This is a genomic window from Belnapia sp. F-4-1, assembly GCF_000802185.1.
In the GTDB taxonomy this organism is placed as follows: Bacteria; Pseudomonadota; Alphaproteobacteria; order Acetobacterales; family Acetobacteraceae; genus Belnapia.
On sequence record NZ_KN676113.1, the window covers coordinates 3,747,547 to 3,760,784 of the forward strand.

The window sequence follows — 13,238 nt, forward strand, 5'->3', positions numbered from 1 at the left end:
CGTCCCCGGCGCGATTGCGCTGCAGGTGCCGCCATCCATTCGCCAGCGCCGTCCGCCACCAGCGGCGCGAGCGGGAAGACCGCGCCATGAAGCGAGAGGGCAGGGCGCCCATGCATCATCCACTTGCCCGCAACCGGCAGCGCCAAGCCTCTCCCCACAGCGCCAGCACCACCGCCAGGGGCGCGCCGAACCAGGGCGCCGCGCTCCCCGCCGCCAACCGGGGAAAAAGCACCAGATGCCACGCCCGCCCGAGCACAGCCTGCTGCACCCGCGCCAGCAGCCGGGACAGCAGCAGACCCTGCGCCGGCAACGGTCCCCGGAGGCTCAGCCGCCAGTGGCGGGCCTGCAGCGCCAGCCCATGGGCCGGCGGCTTGTCCCAGGCCGGCCAGCAGCCTCACGCCGCGACGAAAAGCTCGATCAGATTTCCCTCCGGGTCTGCGACCCGCATCACCCGCGGCGGCGCCCCGGACGGCCCCGGCGGATCCAGCACCGCGATGCGGAGGGTGAGCATCCGCCGGTGCCAGCGATCCAGCTCCGCATCCTCGACCGGGAAGGCGAGCACTACGACCGGCTCGCCCGGCGCGGCGGCGGCCGGGAAGAGCACGTCGCCCCGTGGCCGCAGAACCAGCGCCACCGGCCCCAACCCGAAGCAGGAGCCCGACCCGATCACCGGCAGGCCAAGCACCCGACCGTAGAAGTCCCGCTGCCGCATCAGGTCGTGGCAGGCCAGTTCGACGCGGGCGAGGGGGCCGAGGGTCAAGCCGGCTTCCAGCGGGCGGCGGCGGCATCGTCCGCTGCCTTGGCCTCGACCCAGCGCTCCGCGCCGCCCTCGAACTCCTCGCGCTTCCAGAAGGGCGCGCCCGTCTTCAGCCAGTCGATGAGAAAGGCGCAGCTCTCGAGCGCCGCGGTGCGATGGGCGGAGGCGGTCAGCACCAGCACGATCGGCGCCCCCGGCTCCACCCGCCCGACCCGGTGGATCACCGTCAGCCCGAGCAGCGGCCAGCGATCGGCAGCCTCCGCGGCGATGCGCGCGATGGCGCGCTCCGTCATGCCCGGGTAATGCTCCAGCACCATCGCCGCCAGCCCGTCATCCGCCCGGCACAGCCCAACGAAGCTCGCCAGCCCGCCGACATCCTGCCGCCCCGCGGTCAAACGCGCGGTTTCGGCGGCGAGGTCGAAGGGCGCCTCCTGGATGGCGATGCGCGGCGTCATCCGCCGGTCACCGGCGGGAAGAAGGCGACCTCATCCCCCGCCGCCACCGGATGGTCCGGCCCGGCGAAGTCCTGGTTGACCGCGGCGCGGATGGTCTTCCGGTTGGCGAAGGCTTCGGCATGGCCGGGGCTGCGCCCGGCGAGCCAGTCGATCAGCCCGGCCACGTCGCGCACCTCGGGCGGCGGGGAGAGCTCCTCCTCCCCCACGCCGATGCGCTGCTTCACCCATGCAAAGTAGAGGATCCGCACCAGCCGGCCTCAGCGCGGCGTCGGCATGGTCTGCACCTGACCGTTGGGGCCGATCAGGGTGGTGGTGTTGCCGTCGTTGTGCAGCGTGCCCACGCCGCCGCCGGGGGTGACGTAGCCTTGCACCCGGTCGGTGCCACCGGTGCTGGTGACGGGGCCGGCCGGGGTCTGGATCACCCGCCCATCAAGCCGGCGCGGCGGCGGCGAGTTGGCGCCGGGCGGCGGCTGATAAACATTGGCGCGCGGCGGCTCGATCTGGCGGACCGGCGGCGGCGGCGGGGAGGAGCTGCCACCAAGGCCCGGCGGCATGTCGCGCACCGGCGGCGGGTCGGTCGGCTGCCAGGTGGAGCGGCCAGCCGGGGCCGACATGCGGTCGAGTTCGCCGGGACGGTAGTTGGGGATGTTGCGCATTGCCGCGTCCGGATTGGCCAGCGTCGCACGCGGGCCTTCCTGCGCCGGCCAGACATTGCCGGCTTCCGGCTGGAGCGCGACCATCTGCGGGGCAGTGCCGGTGATGCGCGCAATGGTTTCGCTCTGCTCCGGCGGGGGCTCCTCCATGCGGCCCCAGGGCATGCCGATGGCGGCGCCGGCATTGGTCACGCCGTTCACCGCCTTGTAGCTGGCCCGCTCCGTCCAGCCGCATCCCGAAAGCAGCGCGGCCAGGCCGAATGCCGCCATCGATCCGCCAATCCGAATCATCGTCAACTCCTGTGGTCCACCCGGCCGGGAATCGGCTGCACCATGCGCTGCCGCCGGCCGTGCCTCAAGCGAAAGAGCGTCAGGGCCGTATGGCGGGTTCCGCATGGCGATCGGACGGCTTGGGCGGCGCGGTCGTCCCGGCATTGCGAAGCCCGGCGAGCAGGTAGTCCCAGCCGGTGACCAGCGTCAGCGCCGCCGCCGTCCAGAGCATCGCCTCGCCGATCAGCGCGACGGGCAGGAAGGAGAGGTGCAGCACGGCGGCCCCGGTCTCGCCGGCGATCAGCGTGCCGAGCGCGCCCATCTGGAAGCCGGTCTTCCACTTGGCGAGCCGGGTGACGGGCAGCCCGATCCGCAACTCGGCCAGATACTCGCGGAGGCCCGAAACCAGGATCTCCCGCAGCATGATCAGGATGGCCGGGTAGAGCGCGAGGCCCGGCAGCCGGTCGAGCCCGGCCAGCAGCATCAGCGCCGCGCCGACCAGCAGCTTGTCGGCGATCGGGTCCAGCATGCGGCCGAAGCCCGAGGTGCTCTGCCGCTGCCGGGCGATCTTGCCGTCGAAGTAGTCGGTGATGGCGGCGACGGAGAAGACCAGGCAGGCGCCGACATCGCCCCAGGGCGTGCGCAAGGCCACCAGCAGCACCAGCAGCGGGATCGCCGCGATGCGCGACAGCGTCAGCAGGTTGGGCAGGTCGGTCGGCATGTCGGCGCAGTCATGGCGGAGCCGCGCGCGCCCGTCCAGTCACGCTCTTCACCCCGCGCCCGGATGGAAGTGCTCGTGAATTTTCCGCGCCACCGCCGGCCCGATCCCGGGCGCGTTCTCCAGATCCTCCAGCGCCGCGTTCCGCACCCCGCGGGCCGAGCCGAAATGGTTGAGCAGCTTGCGCTTCAACGCGCTGCCGACGCCCGGAATCTCGTCCAGCTCCGATGTGGTCAGCGCCTTCGACCGCCCCGCCCGGTGGGTGGTGATGGCGAAGCGGTGCGCCTCGTCCCGCAGCCGCTGCAGGTAGTAGAGCACCGGGTCGCGCGGCGGCAGCTGGAACGGGTCGTGCCCGGCCCGGTGGAACCACTCCCGCCCGGCATCCCTGTCCGGCCCCTTGGCGACGGCGACCAGCGGGATGTCGTGCGCGCCGAGTTCGGCCATGATCTCCCGCGCCGCGTTGAGCTGGCCGAGCCCGCCATCGATCAGCACCAGGTCGGGCCAGGTGCCGCTCTCCCGCTCCGGGTCCTCCTTCAGCGCCCGGCCGAAGCGGCGCTCGAAGACCTCGCGCATCATGCCGAAATCGTCGCCCGGCTTCACCGGGCCGCGGATCGAGAATTTCCGGTAGGCCTGCTTGAGGAAGCCCGAGGGACCCGCCGCGACCATCACCCCATAGGCATGCGCGCCCTGGATGTGGCTGTTGTCGTAGACCTCGATCCGCTCCGGCATGGCGGGCAGGTCGAAGAGGGTGGCGACGCCCTGCAGCAGCGTCTGCTGCGCGGTGCCCTCCGCCATGCGGCGCTCCAGCGCCTCGCGGGCATTGGTTTCGGCATGCTCGACCGCCGAGCGCTTGTCGCCGCGCTGCGGCCGGTGCAGCTCCACCTTCCGCCCGGCCTTGATGGACAGCGCCTCGGCGATCAGGGCGCGCTCCGCCGGCTCGTGGCTGAGCAGGACGAGGGGCGGCGGCGGCAGGTCGTCGTAGAGCTGGCCGAGGAAGGCGCCGATCACCTCCTCCGGCCCCTGCTCGCCCTTGGAAAGGAAATAAGGCCGGTTGCCGTTGTTCCGCCCGCCGCGGAAGAAGAAGACCTGCACGCAGGTCTGGCCGGCGAGTTGGTGCAGCGCCACCACATCGGCATCGCCGATGCCTTCCATGTTGATCCGGTCGCGGCCCTGCACATGGGTGAGGCCACGGATGCGGTCGCGGATGGCGGCCGCCCGCTCGAATTCCAGCCGCTCGGCCGCCTCCTCCATCTCCCGCGCCAGGGTCCTCTGGATGGAGGGCGTCTCGCCGGACAGGAACTGCTTCGCATCCCGCACCAGCTCCGCGTAGTCTTCCTTCGAGATGCGGTCGACGCAGGGCGCCGAGCAGCGGCGGATCTGGAAGAGGAGGCAGGGCCGGTCGCGGCTGTCGAAGACGGTGTCCCGGCAGGAGCGCAACAGGAAGACGCGCTGAAGGGCCGTCAACGTCTGGTTCACCGCCCAGGCCGAGGCGAAGGGCCCCCAATAGCTCGCGCCCTTCCGCCGCTCGCCGCGATGCTTGGTGATCTGCGGGTAGGGATGGTCCTCGGTCAGCACCAGCCATGGGTAGGACTTGTCGTCCCTCAGGACGATGTTGTACCGGGGCCGCAACTTCTTGATGAGGTTGGCCTCGAGCAGCAGCGCCTCCGCCTCGGAGGCAGTGGTGATCACCTCCAGGCTGCGCGTCTCGTGCACCATCCGCCGCAGCCGCTCGGGCAGCCGGCCGACCTGGGTATAGGCGACGACGCGCTTCTTCAGCGCCCGCGCCTTGCCCACATAGAGGGCATCCCCCTTGGCATCGAGCATCCGGTAGACGCCGGGCGAGAGGGGCAGGGTGGCGAGCGCCGCCTCGATCACCCGCACGCCCTGCATCGCCGGGGCGGCTTCGGCCTCCTCCGGGGCCGGATCGGGCGTGGTGCCGGCTTCGGTCATGGACGAAGGCGGAGGTTGCCGGCTGCCATGGGGCGGCGGGGATTTCTCCACCGATCCTGTGGAAAACTCTGTGGATGCGATCCCGGAATCCGGCCGTAAATGGCTGTCATCCGCCAGTCATATGGGTTTGCGCGAATTTTGTGCACATCCATAACGTGTTGATTTTCAACGGGTTTGGGTTTTGGGCCCCGGGCCCGGCCGGTCAAGGCCTATGTTGGGCTTGACAGGCCCCTGCGCCATCCCCCGTGTCAAATTCGGCGGTGGATGATTTTCGCGGGGAACCGTTGGGGTGCTGCAGGTTTGTTACGGCCGGTCGCGGAGCCGCTCGATGGTGACCCCAACGCTTTCGGCATCCGGGAAGGCATCCGGCTTCTCGACCGTGACGCGTGCCGAGGCGACGCGCGGATCGGCCAGCGCCGCCGCGGCGATCCGCTCGGCCAGCGTCTCGACCAGCAACGTGTGTCCATCCTCGGCCGCGGCGCGGGCGGCCTTGACCACGCTCTCGTAGTTCACCACCCGCCGCAGGTCGTCGGGCCCGACCGAGGCCGGTGCCGACTCGTCCTCGACCGCCAGCTCCACCCCGACGATGACGCGCTGCGGACGCGCCTTCTCGTGCGGGTAGATGCCGAGCCGCGCCTGCAGAGCCAGGCCGCGCACGAAGACCAGGCGCAGCCGCCGCGCCGCATCGGGGGCGTTCATTCCTCGAGGGCCCCTGCCTCGGAGCTCGGCGCCCATTGCAGGTGCTGCCCGCCATCGAGGGCGATCATCTGTCCGGTCATCGAGGGCAGGGCGAGGATCGCAAGCGCCGCCCGCGCAACCTCCTCCGGACTCGTCCCATGGCGGAGCGGGACCGACTGGCACTGGCGGCGGAACTGCTCCTCGCTCTGCCGCGGGCTCGGCAGGGCGGGGCCGGGCCCGATGCCGTTGACCCGGATGCGCGGGGCGAGCGCCAGCGCCAAGGTCTGGGTCAGCGTCCAGAGCGCGGCCTTGGAGACGGTGTAGCTGGTGAAGTGCGGCGTCAGCGACCAGACCCGCTGGTCGAGCATGTTGAGCACCAGCCCCTCCGCCCCGGCCGGCAGGGCACGGGCGAGACCCTGGGCGAGCAGGAAGGGAGCACGGAGATTGGGCTCCAGGTGCCGGTCCCAGCTTTCCCGGGTCGCATCCTCCCATTCGTCGCGCTCGAAGGTACTGGCATTGTTGACCAGCACGCCGATCGGGCCGAGCGCCGCCGTCGCATCGGGCAGCAGCGCCGCCGTCTCCGCCTCAACCCCCAGCTCGGCCCGGAGCGTCACGGCCCGACGGCCAAGGGCGCGGATCGCCTCCGCCGTCTCCGCCGCCGCCTCGGCGCTGCCGGCATAGTGGATGGCGATGTCGAAGCCGGCCTCGGCGAGGCCGAGCGCGATTGCCCGGCCGAGGCGCTTCGCGCCCCCGGTGACGAGGGCCGCGCGGGGAATGGCGGGGGAGATGGGGACCATGCGCCGCGCTGTAGCGCGATGCCGGCCCGCCGTCACGCCCGCGGCTTCAGCCCGCGCCCCTGCATCACCGCCACCTCGCCGAAGCGTGCGCGCAGCGCCTCCACCGCCTGCCAGCGCGCCGCCCGCTTCGGTGCCTCCGTGTCGGCGAGGTCGCCCCGATCGGCGCCGGCGCCCGGCGCCAGGGGTTGAGCCCCGATGCCGATGAGGCGGAAGGGCGTGCCATCCGCCTCGCGCAGCAGCAGCGGCCGGGCGGCGGCGAAGAGCGTCTCCGGCAGCCGGGTCGGGGAGGGCAGCCGGGCATTGCGGGTGCGCAGCGCGAAGCCGGCCGTCTTCAGCTTGAGGACGACGCCGGCCGCCGCCAGCTCCTTCTCGCGCAGCCGCCGTGCCAGCTTCTCGCACATGCGCCAGAGCGGCGCTTCCAGCTCGGCGACGACGGAGAGGTCGCGGTCGAAGGTGGTCTCGGCGCTGATGCTCTTGGTTTCGCGCTCGGGGTTGACCGGGCGGCCGTCCTCGCCCCGGGCGCGGGCGGCGAGGCCCGGCCCGTCTTCGCCGAAGCGTCGCGCCGCCTCGAGCGGGCTGAGCGTGGCCAGCTGCCCGAGCCGGGTGAAGCCCGCTGCCTCCAGCCTCCGCGCCAGCGCCGGGCCGACGCCCGGCAGCAGCGTCACCGGCTGCGGCGCCAGCCATGCCGCCGCCTCGCCCGCGCCGATGACGGCGAAGCCGCGCGGCTTGTCCCGCTCCGCCGCCAGCTTGCCCATCAGCCGGTTGGCGGCGAGTCCGATGGAGACGGTGACGCCCACCTCCCGCTCCACCTCTCGCGCGAAGCGGGCGAGCACCGCAGCGGGCGGAGCGCGATGCAGCGCTGCCGTCCCTCGCAGGTCGAGCACCGCCTCGTCGATCGAAAGCGGCTGAACGAGCGGCGTCAGCGCCTCCATCAGCCCGCGGATCTGCCGCGCGGCGGTGGCGTATTTCGTCATGTCCGGCCTGATGACGACGGCATCGGGGCAGAGCGCCAGCGCCTTGAACATCGGCATGGCGCTGCGCACGCCGCGGGTGCGAGCGATGTAGCAGCAGGCCGCCACCACGCCCCGCCGGCCGCCGCCGACGATCACCGGCAGGGCCAGCAGCTCCGGCCGGTCCCGCTTCTCGATGCTGGCGTAGAAGGCGTCGCAATCGACATGCGCGACGGTGAGGCTGAACAGCTCCGGGTGCCGCACCAGCCGGCGCGAGCCGCAGCCAGGGCAGGTGGCGCGTGCCTCGGGCACCTCCTGGAAGCAGTCGCGGCAAAGGGCGGGCATCAGGCGCGCCGCAAGGCCGGCATCAGCGCGAAGCCAGCGAGCAGGCCGAGGCCGATCCAACCCGCCGGGCTCCGCACGCGCTCCAGCCAGAGGCTCTGGCCCCGGACCAGCCAGTCGAGCGCGGTCTCGGCCAGGACCAGCAACACGAGGCCGGCACCGCCCATGCCGAGCCGCGCCGGCAGCGCGGGCGGCACCTCCAGGTGGCGGGCGAGGCCGGGTGCCAGGACCGCCATGCCGAGCAGCATCGGCACCGCCTCCAGCGCCGCGGCGGCGGTGGCGCCGAAGCGGGGCGCCAGGACCAGCTCGCGCAGCGGGCCGAGCAGGGCGCCGAGGCCGAACATCGCCACGGCATAGGCCGTGCCGGCACGCAGCTCAGCCCGCATCCCAGAGCCTCGCCGCGCCGAGCACGCCGGAACTGTCGCCATGCCTCGCCTTGAGCAGCGGCGTCGCCACCACGTCGGAAAAGACGAAGTCCCGCCAGCGCCGCGGCACCGCGTCATAGAGATGCGCCATGTTGGAGAGGCCGCCAGCGAGGACGATGCAGTCCGGGTCGAGCAGGTTGATGACATGCGCGAGCGCCCGGGCCAGCCGGTCGGCGTGGCGGGCGAGCGCCCCGGTCGCCGCCGCATCGCCCGCGGCAGCCCGGCCAGGCAGCCTGCCGGCATCGCGCGCGCCTGGCCCATCGGCATCGGCGGCGAGCGCCGGGCCGCGGAGGAAGGTCTCGATGCAGCCGTGTCGCCCGCACCAGCAGGCGGGGCCGGGATACTCCTCCGGCGTCATCCAGGGCAGCGGGTTGTGGCCCCATTCCCCGGCGATGCGGTTGCGCCCCTCCTCAATCCGCCCGGCCGTTGCGATTCCCGCCCCGACGCCCGTGCCGAGGATGACGGCGAAGACGCGGCGGTAGCCGGCCCCCGCGCCGTCCGCCGCCTCGCTCATGGCGAGGCAATTGGCGTCGTTCGAGAGGCGGACGGGGCGGCCCAGCCGGGCGGCGATGTCCTCGTCGAGCCGCCCACCATTCAGCCAGGTGGAATTCGCCCCGCGCACCAGCCCCGTCGCCGGCGAGAGGCTGCCGGGGATGCCGATGCCCACCGAGCCCTGGCCGCCCAGCTCCGCCTCCGCCGCCTCCGCCAGCGCACCGATCAGGCTGATGACGCCGGCATAATCGGGCGGCGTCGGCGCGCGGCGGCGGAGACGGACGGCGCCCGCGGCGTCGAGCGCCACGATCTCCGTCTTGGTGCCGCCGAGGTCGATGCCAAGGCGGAAGGGCATGGCGCTTGTCATGATGGGGGCCGGGTGCTGTCCTCCCGATCATGTCGGAAACGCTGCTCGATGTGCAGGGGCTCTCATGCCCCCTCCCGGTACTGAAGGCCAACAAGGCGCTGCGGTCCCTCCCGCCCGGTGCGCGCCTGGTGGTGCTCGCCACCGATCCGGCGGCGGCGAAGGACTTCCCTGCCTTCTGCGCCGAGACCGGGCATGAGTTGGTCGAGGCCGCCGAGGCGGATGGCGTCTGGCGCTTCGTGCTGCGCAAGCGGGAGGCAGCATGAGCGTCCTGCTGCTCACCCACCGCGCCTGCCTCCGCCACGACCCCGGCGACTACCACCCGGAATGCCCGGACCGGCTGCGTGCCGTGCTTGCTGGGCTGGAGGCCGAGGAGTTCAGCGACCTCATCCGTGCCGAGGCGCCGGAGGCGACGGTCGCGCAGCTCGAGCGCGCCCACCCGCGCAACTACATCGACGCCATCCTTGCGATCCGCCCGGCCGAGGGCGAGAACGTGGCGATGGATGCCGATACGGTGATGAGCGCCGGCAGCGCCGAGGCCGCGCTGCGGGCGGCCGGCGCCGCCGTCGCCGCGGTGGATGCGGTGATGCGGGGCGAGGTACGCCGCGCTTTCTGCGCCACGCGGCCGCCCGGCCACCACGCCGAGCCGGCGCGGCCGATGGGCTTCTGCTTCTTCGCCAATGCCGTCATCGCCGCGCGCCATGCCCAGGCGGAGCATGGGGCGGCGCGCGTCGCCATCCTCGATTTCGACGTCCACCACGGCAATGGCAGCCAGGCCTGCGTCGAGGCGGATCCATCGATCCTCTTCGCCTCCTCGCACCAATGGCCGCTCTATCCCGGCACCGGCGACCGGCGCGAGCGGGGGGTGGGCAACATCTTCAACGCACCGCTTCGCGCCGGTGCCGACGGCGCCGAGTTCCGCGAGGCCTGGCAGGCGTTGCTGCCGGCGATCGAGGGCTTCGGGCCCGACCTGCTGGTGATCTCGGCGGGATTTGATGCCCATGCGCGCGACCCGCTGGCGCAACTCCGCCTGCGCGAGGCGGATTTCGCCTGGGTGACGGAGGCGCTCTGCGGCGTCGCCGGGCGGCGCTGCGGCGGGCGCCTCGTCAGCCTGCTGGAGGGCGGCTACGATCTCGATGCGCTGGCCGCCAGTGCGGCAGCGCATGTCAGGGTGCTGATGCAGGCCTGAGGGCCTCCATGGGGCGCAGGGCTGCGCCCGCGCTGCGCCATGGGCGGAACCTGCTGCCATTGCAGCCGTTCGGTTTGCCCGAATGGCATTCATCTCCCCCCTCGGCCCGTCCGACGCGTCGCTTCTCGCCCTTGCCGAGGCGGTACGAGATACGGGCTATGATTTCGTCACGCCGACGCCGGCGACCCATGCCCGGGTCAACCGGCGGCCTGGCAACGCCGTGGCGCGGGACCTCCGCGGGGTGTTCGGCTGGAGCCGGCCTTTCCGTCCGGAGGTGATGCCGCCCGGCCTGTTCGAGCTGATGCGCCGCGCCGAGGTGGCGGTGCCCGAGGCCGACGGAACGCTCTGGCGCAGCCAGGTGCGGCTCTCGACCCTTGGCGGCGAGTTGTTCCTGCATTCCGCCTTTCCCACCAGCGCCGCCGATGCGGTGTTCTTCGGCCCCGATACCTATCGCTTCGCCACGGCCATCCAGGCTGAGCTCGCCGCCCGCACCGCCCCTGTCAGGCGCGCGGCCGATATCGGCTGCGGCGCAGGCCCGGGCGGGATCGTCGTCGCCAAGGCCCGTCCGGCGGCGGAGGTCGCGATGCTCGACATCAACGACGCCGCGCTCCGCCTGGCGCTGGTCAACGCCGCCCTGGCCGGTGCCGGCGGAGCGACGGCCCTGCGCAGCGACCTGCTGGCCGGCGTCGGGGGCGCGTTCGATCTCATCGTTTCCAACCCGCCCTATCTGCTCGACCCCGCGCGACGGGCCTACCGGCATGGCGGCGGGGCACTGGGCGAGGGCCTTTCCGTTGCCATCCTCGACGCAGCCCTCGGGCGCCTGGCGCCGGGCGGCACCCTCGTCCTTTACACAGGCGTTGCCATTGTCGAGGGGCAGGACGCCTTCCTCGGAGCGGCCAAGCGGCGCCTCGCCGGGACCGACCTCGCCTGGCGCTACCGCGAATCCGATCCGGACGTCTTCGGCGAGGAATTGGAGGGCGACACCTATGACCGGGCCGACCGCATCGCCGCGGTCGTCCTCACCGTCACGAAGCCAGGGAGTTGACCGATGCCTGAAGGCAGCCTGTACCCGACGAACCTGCCGGAGGATGCAGCGCAGGATCGCCTGCAACGCCGGCTCGCCGAGTTGAACCGCCGCCGCTTCACCCCCTCGCTGCCCGGCGGTGACTGGGATCGGGAACGGGAGGAACTGGCCCCGCTGGAGCGCGAGGAGGCCGGCTTCATCGAGGCGCGGCGCGCCGCCGTCGCCGCCCGCGCCGCCGAGGCCCCGACCGATCCCGACGGCTTCGTCGCCTGGTTCGAGGAGCTGGACCGCACCGGCCCCGGCCAGGGCGACCCGCTCTTCCCCTGGCTCGCCGAGCGGGCCTCGATGGAGGAGATACGGTGGTTCCTGACCCAGGAGGTCGCCGGGGAAGCGGGCTTCGAGGATCTGGCCGCGCTGACCCAGATACGGATGCCGCAGCAGCCGAAGCTCGAGATCGCACGCAACTATTGGGACGAGATGGGCCGCGGCAATCCCAAGGGCATGCATGGCCCCTTGCTCGACGTGCTCGCCCATCGGCTCGGCCTGGATCCCCGGATGGAAACGACGGTGTGGGAGTCGCTGGCGCTGGCCAACGTCATGGCCGGCCTCGCGGCGAACCGGCGCTATGCCTATCACTCGGTCGGCGCGCTCGGGGTGATCGAGCAGACCGCGCCGGGCCGTTCGGCGATGGTCGCCAAGGGGCTCAAGCGGCTGAAGGTGCCGGCGGGCGACCGGCACTATTTCGACCTGCACGCCATCCTCGACGTGAAGCACTCGCTGGCCTGGAATGCCGAGGCGATCCGGCCGCTTGTTGCCGAGGACCCACGCTATGCGACGGCCATGGCCGAAGGTGCGCTGATGCGGCTGGAATGCGGCGCCGCCTGCTTTTCGCGGTACCGGCGGGCGCTGCGCCTCGCCTTCTGAGGCGGCGAGCGGTCAGAAGGGCGGCGGCGGGAAGCCGCGCCTGCGGTCGTTCTGCCTGTTCCAGCGCTCGAACTGGTCGCGGGTCAGGTTGCGCCGGGCCTCGCGGGGGCCGTTGATGGCGCGGTCGGTCGCCTCCTTCTCCCGCTGGCGGGCCCACCAGGATTCGAGCTGGCGCTGCCGCTCGGCAGGCGTCGCCGGGGCGGGCGGAAGCTGCTGCGCGGCGGCCGGCCACGCCGCGCCGAGCAGCCCGAGAAGGAGATGGCGCCGCATCATCACCCGCATGTCGTGCGCCGCATCCCCGCTTGCGAGGGGCGGCGCCGGACGGAAGGATGCCGCATGACCGATGCCCCGCCGCTCGCCGGATTGCTCGAGACCGCGCTCTATGCCGCCGACATGGCGCGGGCGCGCGGCTTCTACGAAGGCGTGCTCGGCCTCGCGCCCATGTTCGCGGATGAGCGTCTGACCGCCTATCCCGTCGGCGGGCGCAGCGCATTGCTGGTCTTCCTGCGCGGCAGCACGACGGCGACGGTGCACCTGCCTGGCGGCACCATCCCGCCGCATGACGGCATCGGCGGCGTCCATGCGGCGCTGGCCGTCGCGGCGGAGGCGCTGCCGGCCTGGGAGGCGCGGCTCGCCGCGCATGGCATTGCCATCGAGGGGCGGACGCACTGGCCTCGTGGCAGCACCAGCATCTATTTCCGCGACCCCGACGACAACCTGTTGGAACTGGCGACGCCGGGGCTCTGGCCGGTATGGTAACGGCCCGCGACACCCGCAGCGAGGCAAGACCCCGATGCCCGACACGCCGGTTCCCTTTGCCCCGGCGGGCACCAGCCGTGCGACGCATGTCGGCATCGTGGTCAGCGCGACGGGATGGATCGGCTCGCAAAGCTCGACCGGCGTCGCCACCGTGAAATTCACGAACAGCTACTGGCAGCCGCGCATCCTCTCCTACGGCCGTTAACAGCCGCTGCAGGCCGCGCGCGCGATCATCCCGATGCGGGCCGGCAGCTTCGCCTCCGTCACCAACCGGACGGCCTGACGGCAGTGCGGCGGCTCATCGCGGCGGGCCTGCTACGAGGATTGCCCGCGGGGGGTGGACTACGCGGATCTGCGGCCACGCCCGGCGGCGGAGGCTCGCGGCTTCCTCGGCGCCGGGCGGCTGCCGGCGCTGGGCGAGGCCATGCCGCTCGCCGGTGCGGTGCGCTGCGCCGACCGGGCCGCCAAACACCGTGGGGCGGGTGATGATC

At 72.6% G+C, this 13,238-nt stretch carries 19 protein-coding genes; 6 read left to right on the forward strand and 13 right to left on the reverse strand.

Features of this window, described 5'->3' with window-relative positions; genetic code table 11:
* Nucleotides 1-115: 115 nt before the first annotated feature.
* The 12 genes from LH62_RS30385 to LH62_RS17800 form a co-directional block, all read right to left on the reverse strand.
* Complete coding sequence (locus LH62_RS30385) at nt 116-310, reverse strand: hypothetical protein (RefSeq protein WP_144404521.1); 195 nt, start codon at nt 308-310, stop codon at nt 116-118.
* Between the two features lie 84 nt (nt 311-394).
* Complete coding sequence (locus LH62_RS17750) at nt 395-760, reverse strand: VOC family protein (RefSeq protein WP_043363411.1); 366 nt, start codon at nt 758-760, stop codon at nt 395-397.
* Nucleotides 757-1,212, reverse strand: coding sequence for a molybdenum cofactor biosynthesis protein MoaE (locus LH62_RS17755; RefSeq protein WP_043363412.1), 456 nt, complete (start codon nt 1,210-1,212; stop codon nt 757-759). Before LH62_RS17755 ends, LH62_RS17750 begins: the two co-directional genes overlap by 4 nt.
* Nucleotides 1,209-1,460: a molybdopterin converting factor subunit 1 gene (gene moaD, locus LH62_RS17760; protein WP_043363413.1), complete on the reverse strand. Its 252-nt coding sequence runs from the start codon at nt 1,458-1,460 to the stop codon at nt 1,209-1,211. The genes LH62_RS17755 and moaD overlap by 4 nt, the downstream gene beginning before the upstream one ends.
* A gap of 9 nt (nt 1,461-1,469) precedes the next feature.
* Nucleotides 1,470-2,135: a hypothetical protein gene (locus tag LH62_RS17765; protein WP_043363414.1), complete on the reverse strand. Its 666-nt coding sequence runs from the start codon at nt 2,133-2,135 to the stop codon at nt 1,470-1,472.
* Nucleotides 2,136-2,235: 100 nt separating this feature from the next.
* Entirely contained in the window at nt 2,236-2,856 is a 621-nt protein-coding gene (gene pgsA / locus LH62_RS17770) for a CDP-diacylglycerol--glycerol-3-phosphate 3-phosphatidyltransferase (protein WP_052214640.1), read from the reverse strand.
* A gap of 48 nt (nt 2,857-2,904) precedes the next feature.
* Nucleotides 2,905-4,803, reverse strand: a complete 1,899-nt coding sequence (gene uvrC, locus LH62_RS17775) for an excinuclease ABC subunit UvrC (protein WP_052214641.1) — start codon at nt 4,801-4,803, stop codon at nt 2,905-2,907.
* A 303-nt stretch (nt 4,804-5,106) separates the two neighbouring features.
* Complete coding sequence (folB, locus tag LH62_RS17780) at nt 5,107-5,502, reverse strand: dihydroneopterin aldolase (RefSeq protein ID WP_043363415.1); 396 nt, start codon at nt 5,500-5,502, stop codon at nt 5,107-5,109.
* Entirely contained in the window at nt 5,499-6,278 is a 780-nt protein-coding gene (locus LH62_RS17785) for an SDR family oxidoreductase (RefSeq protein ID WP_043363416.1), read from the reverse strand. The genes folB and LH62_RS17785 overlap by 4 nt, the downstream gene beginning before the upstream one ends.
* 32 nt (nt 6,279-6,310) lie before the next feature.
* A complete protein-coding gene (locus LH62_RS17790) occupies nt 6,311-7,573 on the reverse strand; it encodes a DNA polymerase IV (RefSeq protein WP_043363417.1) in 1,263 nt (420 codons plus the stop codon).
* The gene (locus LH62_RS17795) at nt 7,573-7,956 is read right to left on the reverse strand and encodes a hypothetical protein (protein ID WP_052214642.1); all 384 of its coding nucleotides are present in this window, start codon (nt 7,954-7,956) and stop codon (nt 7,573-7,575) included. Before LH62_RS17795 ends, LH62_RS17790 begins: the two co-directional genes overlap by 1 nt.
* Nucleotides 7,946-8,842, reverse strand: a complete 897-nt coding sequence (locus LH62_RS17800) for an ROK family protein (RefSeq protein WP_043366073.1) — start codon at nt 8,840-8,842, stop codon at nt 7,946-7,948. Before LH62_RS17800 ends, LH62_RS17795 begins: the two co-directional genes overlap by 11 nt.
* 41 nt (nt 8,843-8,883) lie before the next feature.
* Between LH62_RS17800 and LH62_RS17805 the strand changes: the two genes are divergently transcribed.
* The 4 genes from LH62_RS17805 (at nt 8,884) to LH62_RS17820 (ending at nt 11,988) form a co-directional block, all read left to right on the forward strand.
* Nucleotides 8,884-9,117 (forward strand): sulfurtransferase TusA family protein, encoded by a 234-nt coding sequence (locus tag LH62_RS17805; RefSeq protein ID WP_043363418.1) that lies wholly within the window; start codon nt 8,884-8,886, stop codon nt 9,115-9,117.
* Nucleotides 9,114-10,040, forward strand: a complete 927-nt coding sequence (locus tag LH62_RS17810; RefSeq protein ID WP_043363419.1) for a histone deacetylase family protein — start codon at nt 9,114-9,116, stop codon at nt 10,038-10,040. The genes LH62_RS17805 and LH62_RS17810 overlap by 4 nt, the downstream gene beginning before the upstream one ends.
* A gap of 82 nt (nt 10,041-10,122) precedes the next feature.
* On the forward strand, nt 10,123-11,085 hold the full coding sequence (locus LH62_RS17815; protein ID WP_043363420.1) for a class I SAM-dependent methyltransferase: 963 nt from the start codon (nt 10,123-10,125) through the stop codon (nt 11,083-11,085).
* Between the two features lie 3 nt (nt 11,086-11,088).
* Nucleotides 11,089-11,988 (forward strand): iron-containing redox enzyme family protein, encoded by a 900-nt coding sequence (locus LH62_RS17820; protein WP_052214643.1) that lies wholly within the window; start codon nt 11,089-11,091, stop codon nt 11,986-11,988.
* Between the two features lie 12 nt (nt 11,989-12,000).
* Here the strand turns inward: LH62_RS17820 and LH62_RS17825 are convergent, their stop codons facing one another.
* On the reverse strand, nt 12,001-12,270 hold the full coding sequence (locus tag LH62_RS17825) for a hypothetical protein (RefSeq protein ID WP_043363421.1): 270 nt from the start codon (nt 12,268-12,270) through the stop codon (nt 12,001-12,003).
* A 54-nt stretch (nt 12,271-12,324) separates the two neighbouring features.
* Here LH62_RS17825 and LH62_RS17830 point away from each other — a divergent pair, with 54 nt between their 5' ends.
* Nucleotides 12,325-12,747 (forward strand): VOC family protein, encoded by a 423-nt coding sequence (locus LH62_RS17830; protein ID WP_043363422.1) that lies wholly within the window; start codon nt 12,325-12,327, stop codon nt 12,745-12,747.
* 34 nt (nt 12,748-12,781) lie between these two features.
* Nucleotides 12,782-12,952 carry a hypothetical protein gene (locus LH62_RS31190; protein WP_160299847.1) on the forward strand — a complete coding sequence of 57 codons (171 nt, stop codon included), beginning with the start codon at nt 12,782-12,784 and terminating at the stop codon, nt 12,950-12,952.
* Nucleotides 12,953-13,238: the final 286 nt, after the last annotated feature.

Excerpts from the sequence above, each read along its gene's own strand:
- LH62_RS17815 (WP_043363420.1), top strand. The coding sequence starts at position 10,123 with ATGGCATTCATCTCCCCCCTCGGCCCGTCCGACGCGTCGCTTCTCGCC.
- LH62_RS17755 (WP_043363412.1), bottom strand. The coding sequence starts at position 1,212 with ATGACGCCGCGCATCGCCATCCAGGAGGCGCCCTTCGACCTCGCCGCC.
- LH62_RS17820 (WP_052214643.1), top strand. The coding sequence starts at position 11,089 with ATGCCTGAAGGCAGCCTGTACCCGACGAACCTGCCGGAGGATGCAGCG.
- folB (WP_043363415.1), bottom strand. The coding sequence starts at position 5,502 with ATGAACGCCCCCGATGCGGCGCGGCGGCTGCGCCTGGTCTTCGTGCGC.
- LH62_RS17800 (WP_043366073.1), bottom strand. The coding sequence starts at position 8,842 with ATGCCCTTCCGCCTTGGCATCGACCTCGGCGGCACCAAGACGGAGATC.
- uvrC (WP_052214641.1), bottom strand. The coding sequence starts at position 4,803 with ATGACCGAAGCCGGCACCACGCCCGATCCGGCCCCGGAGGAGGCCGAA.
- pgsA (WP_052214640.1), bottom strand. The coding sequence starts at position 2,856 with ATGCCGACCGACCTGCCCAACCTGCTGACGCTGTCGCGCATCGCGGCG.
- LH62_RS17830 (WP_043363422.1), top strand. The coding sequence starts at position 12,325 with ATGACCGATGCCCCGCCGCTCGCCGGATTGCTCGAGACCGCGCTCTAT.
- LH62_RS31190 (WP_160299847.1), top strand. The coding sequence starts at position 12,782 with ATGCCCGACACGCCGGTTCCCTTTGCCCCGGCGGGCACCAGCCGTGCG.
- LH62_RS17810 (WP_043363419.1), top strand. The coding sequence starts at position 9,114 with ATGAGCGTCCTGCTGCTCACCCACCGCGCCTGCCTCCGCCACGACCCC.
- LH62_RS17790 (WP_043363417.1), bottom strand. The coding sequence starts at position 7,573 with ATGCCCGCCCTTTGCCGCGACTGCTTCCAGGAGGTGCCCGAGGCACGC.
- LH62_RS17785 (WP_043363416.1), bottom strand. The coding sequence starts at position 6,278 with ATGGTCCCCATCTCCCCCGCCATTCCCCGCGCGGCCCTCGTCACCGGG.
- LH62_RS17795 (WP_052214642.1), bottom strand. The coding sequence starts at position 7,956 with ATGCGGGCTGAGCTGCGTGCCGGCACGGCCTATGCCGTGGCGATGTTC.
- LH62_RS17805 (WP_043363418.1), top strand. The coding sequence starts at position 8,884 with ATGTCGGAAACGCTGCTCGATGTGCAGGGGCTCTCATGCCCCCTCCCG.
- LH62_RS17765 (WP_043363414.1), bottom strand. The coding sequence starts at position 2,135 with ATGGCGGCATTCGGCCTGGCCGCGCTGCTTTCGGGATGCGGCTGGACG.
- LH62_RS17825 (WP_043363421.1), bottom strand. The coding sequence starts at position 12,270 with ATGCGGGTGATGATGCGGCGCCATCTCCTTCTCGGGCTGCTCGGCGCG.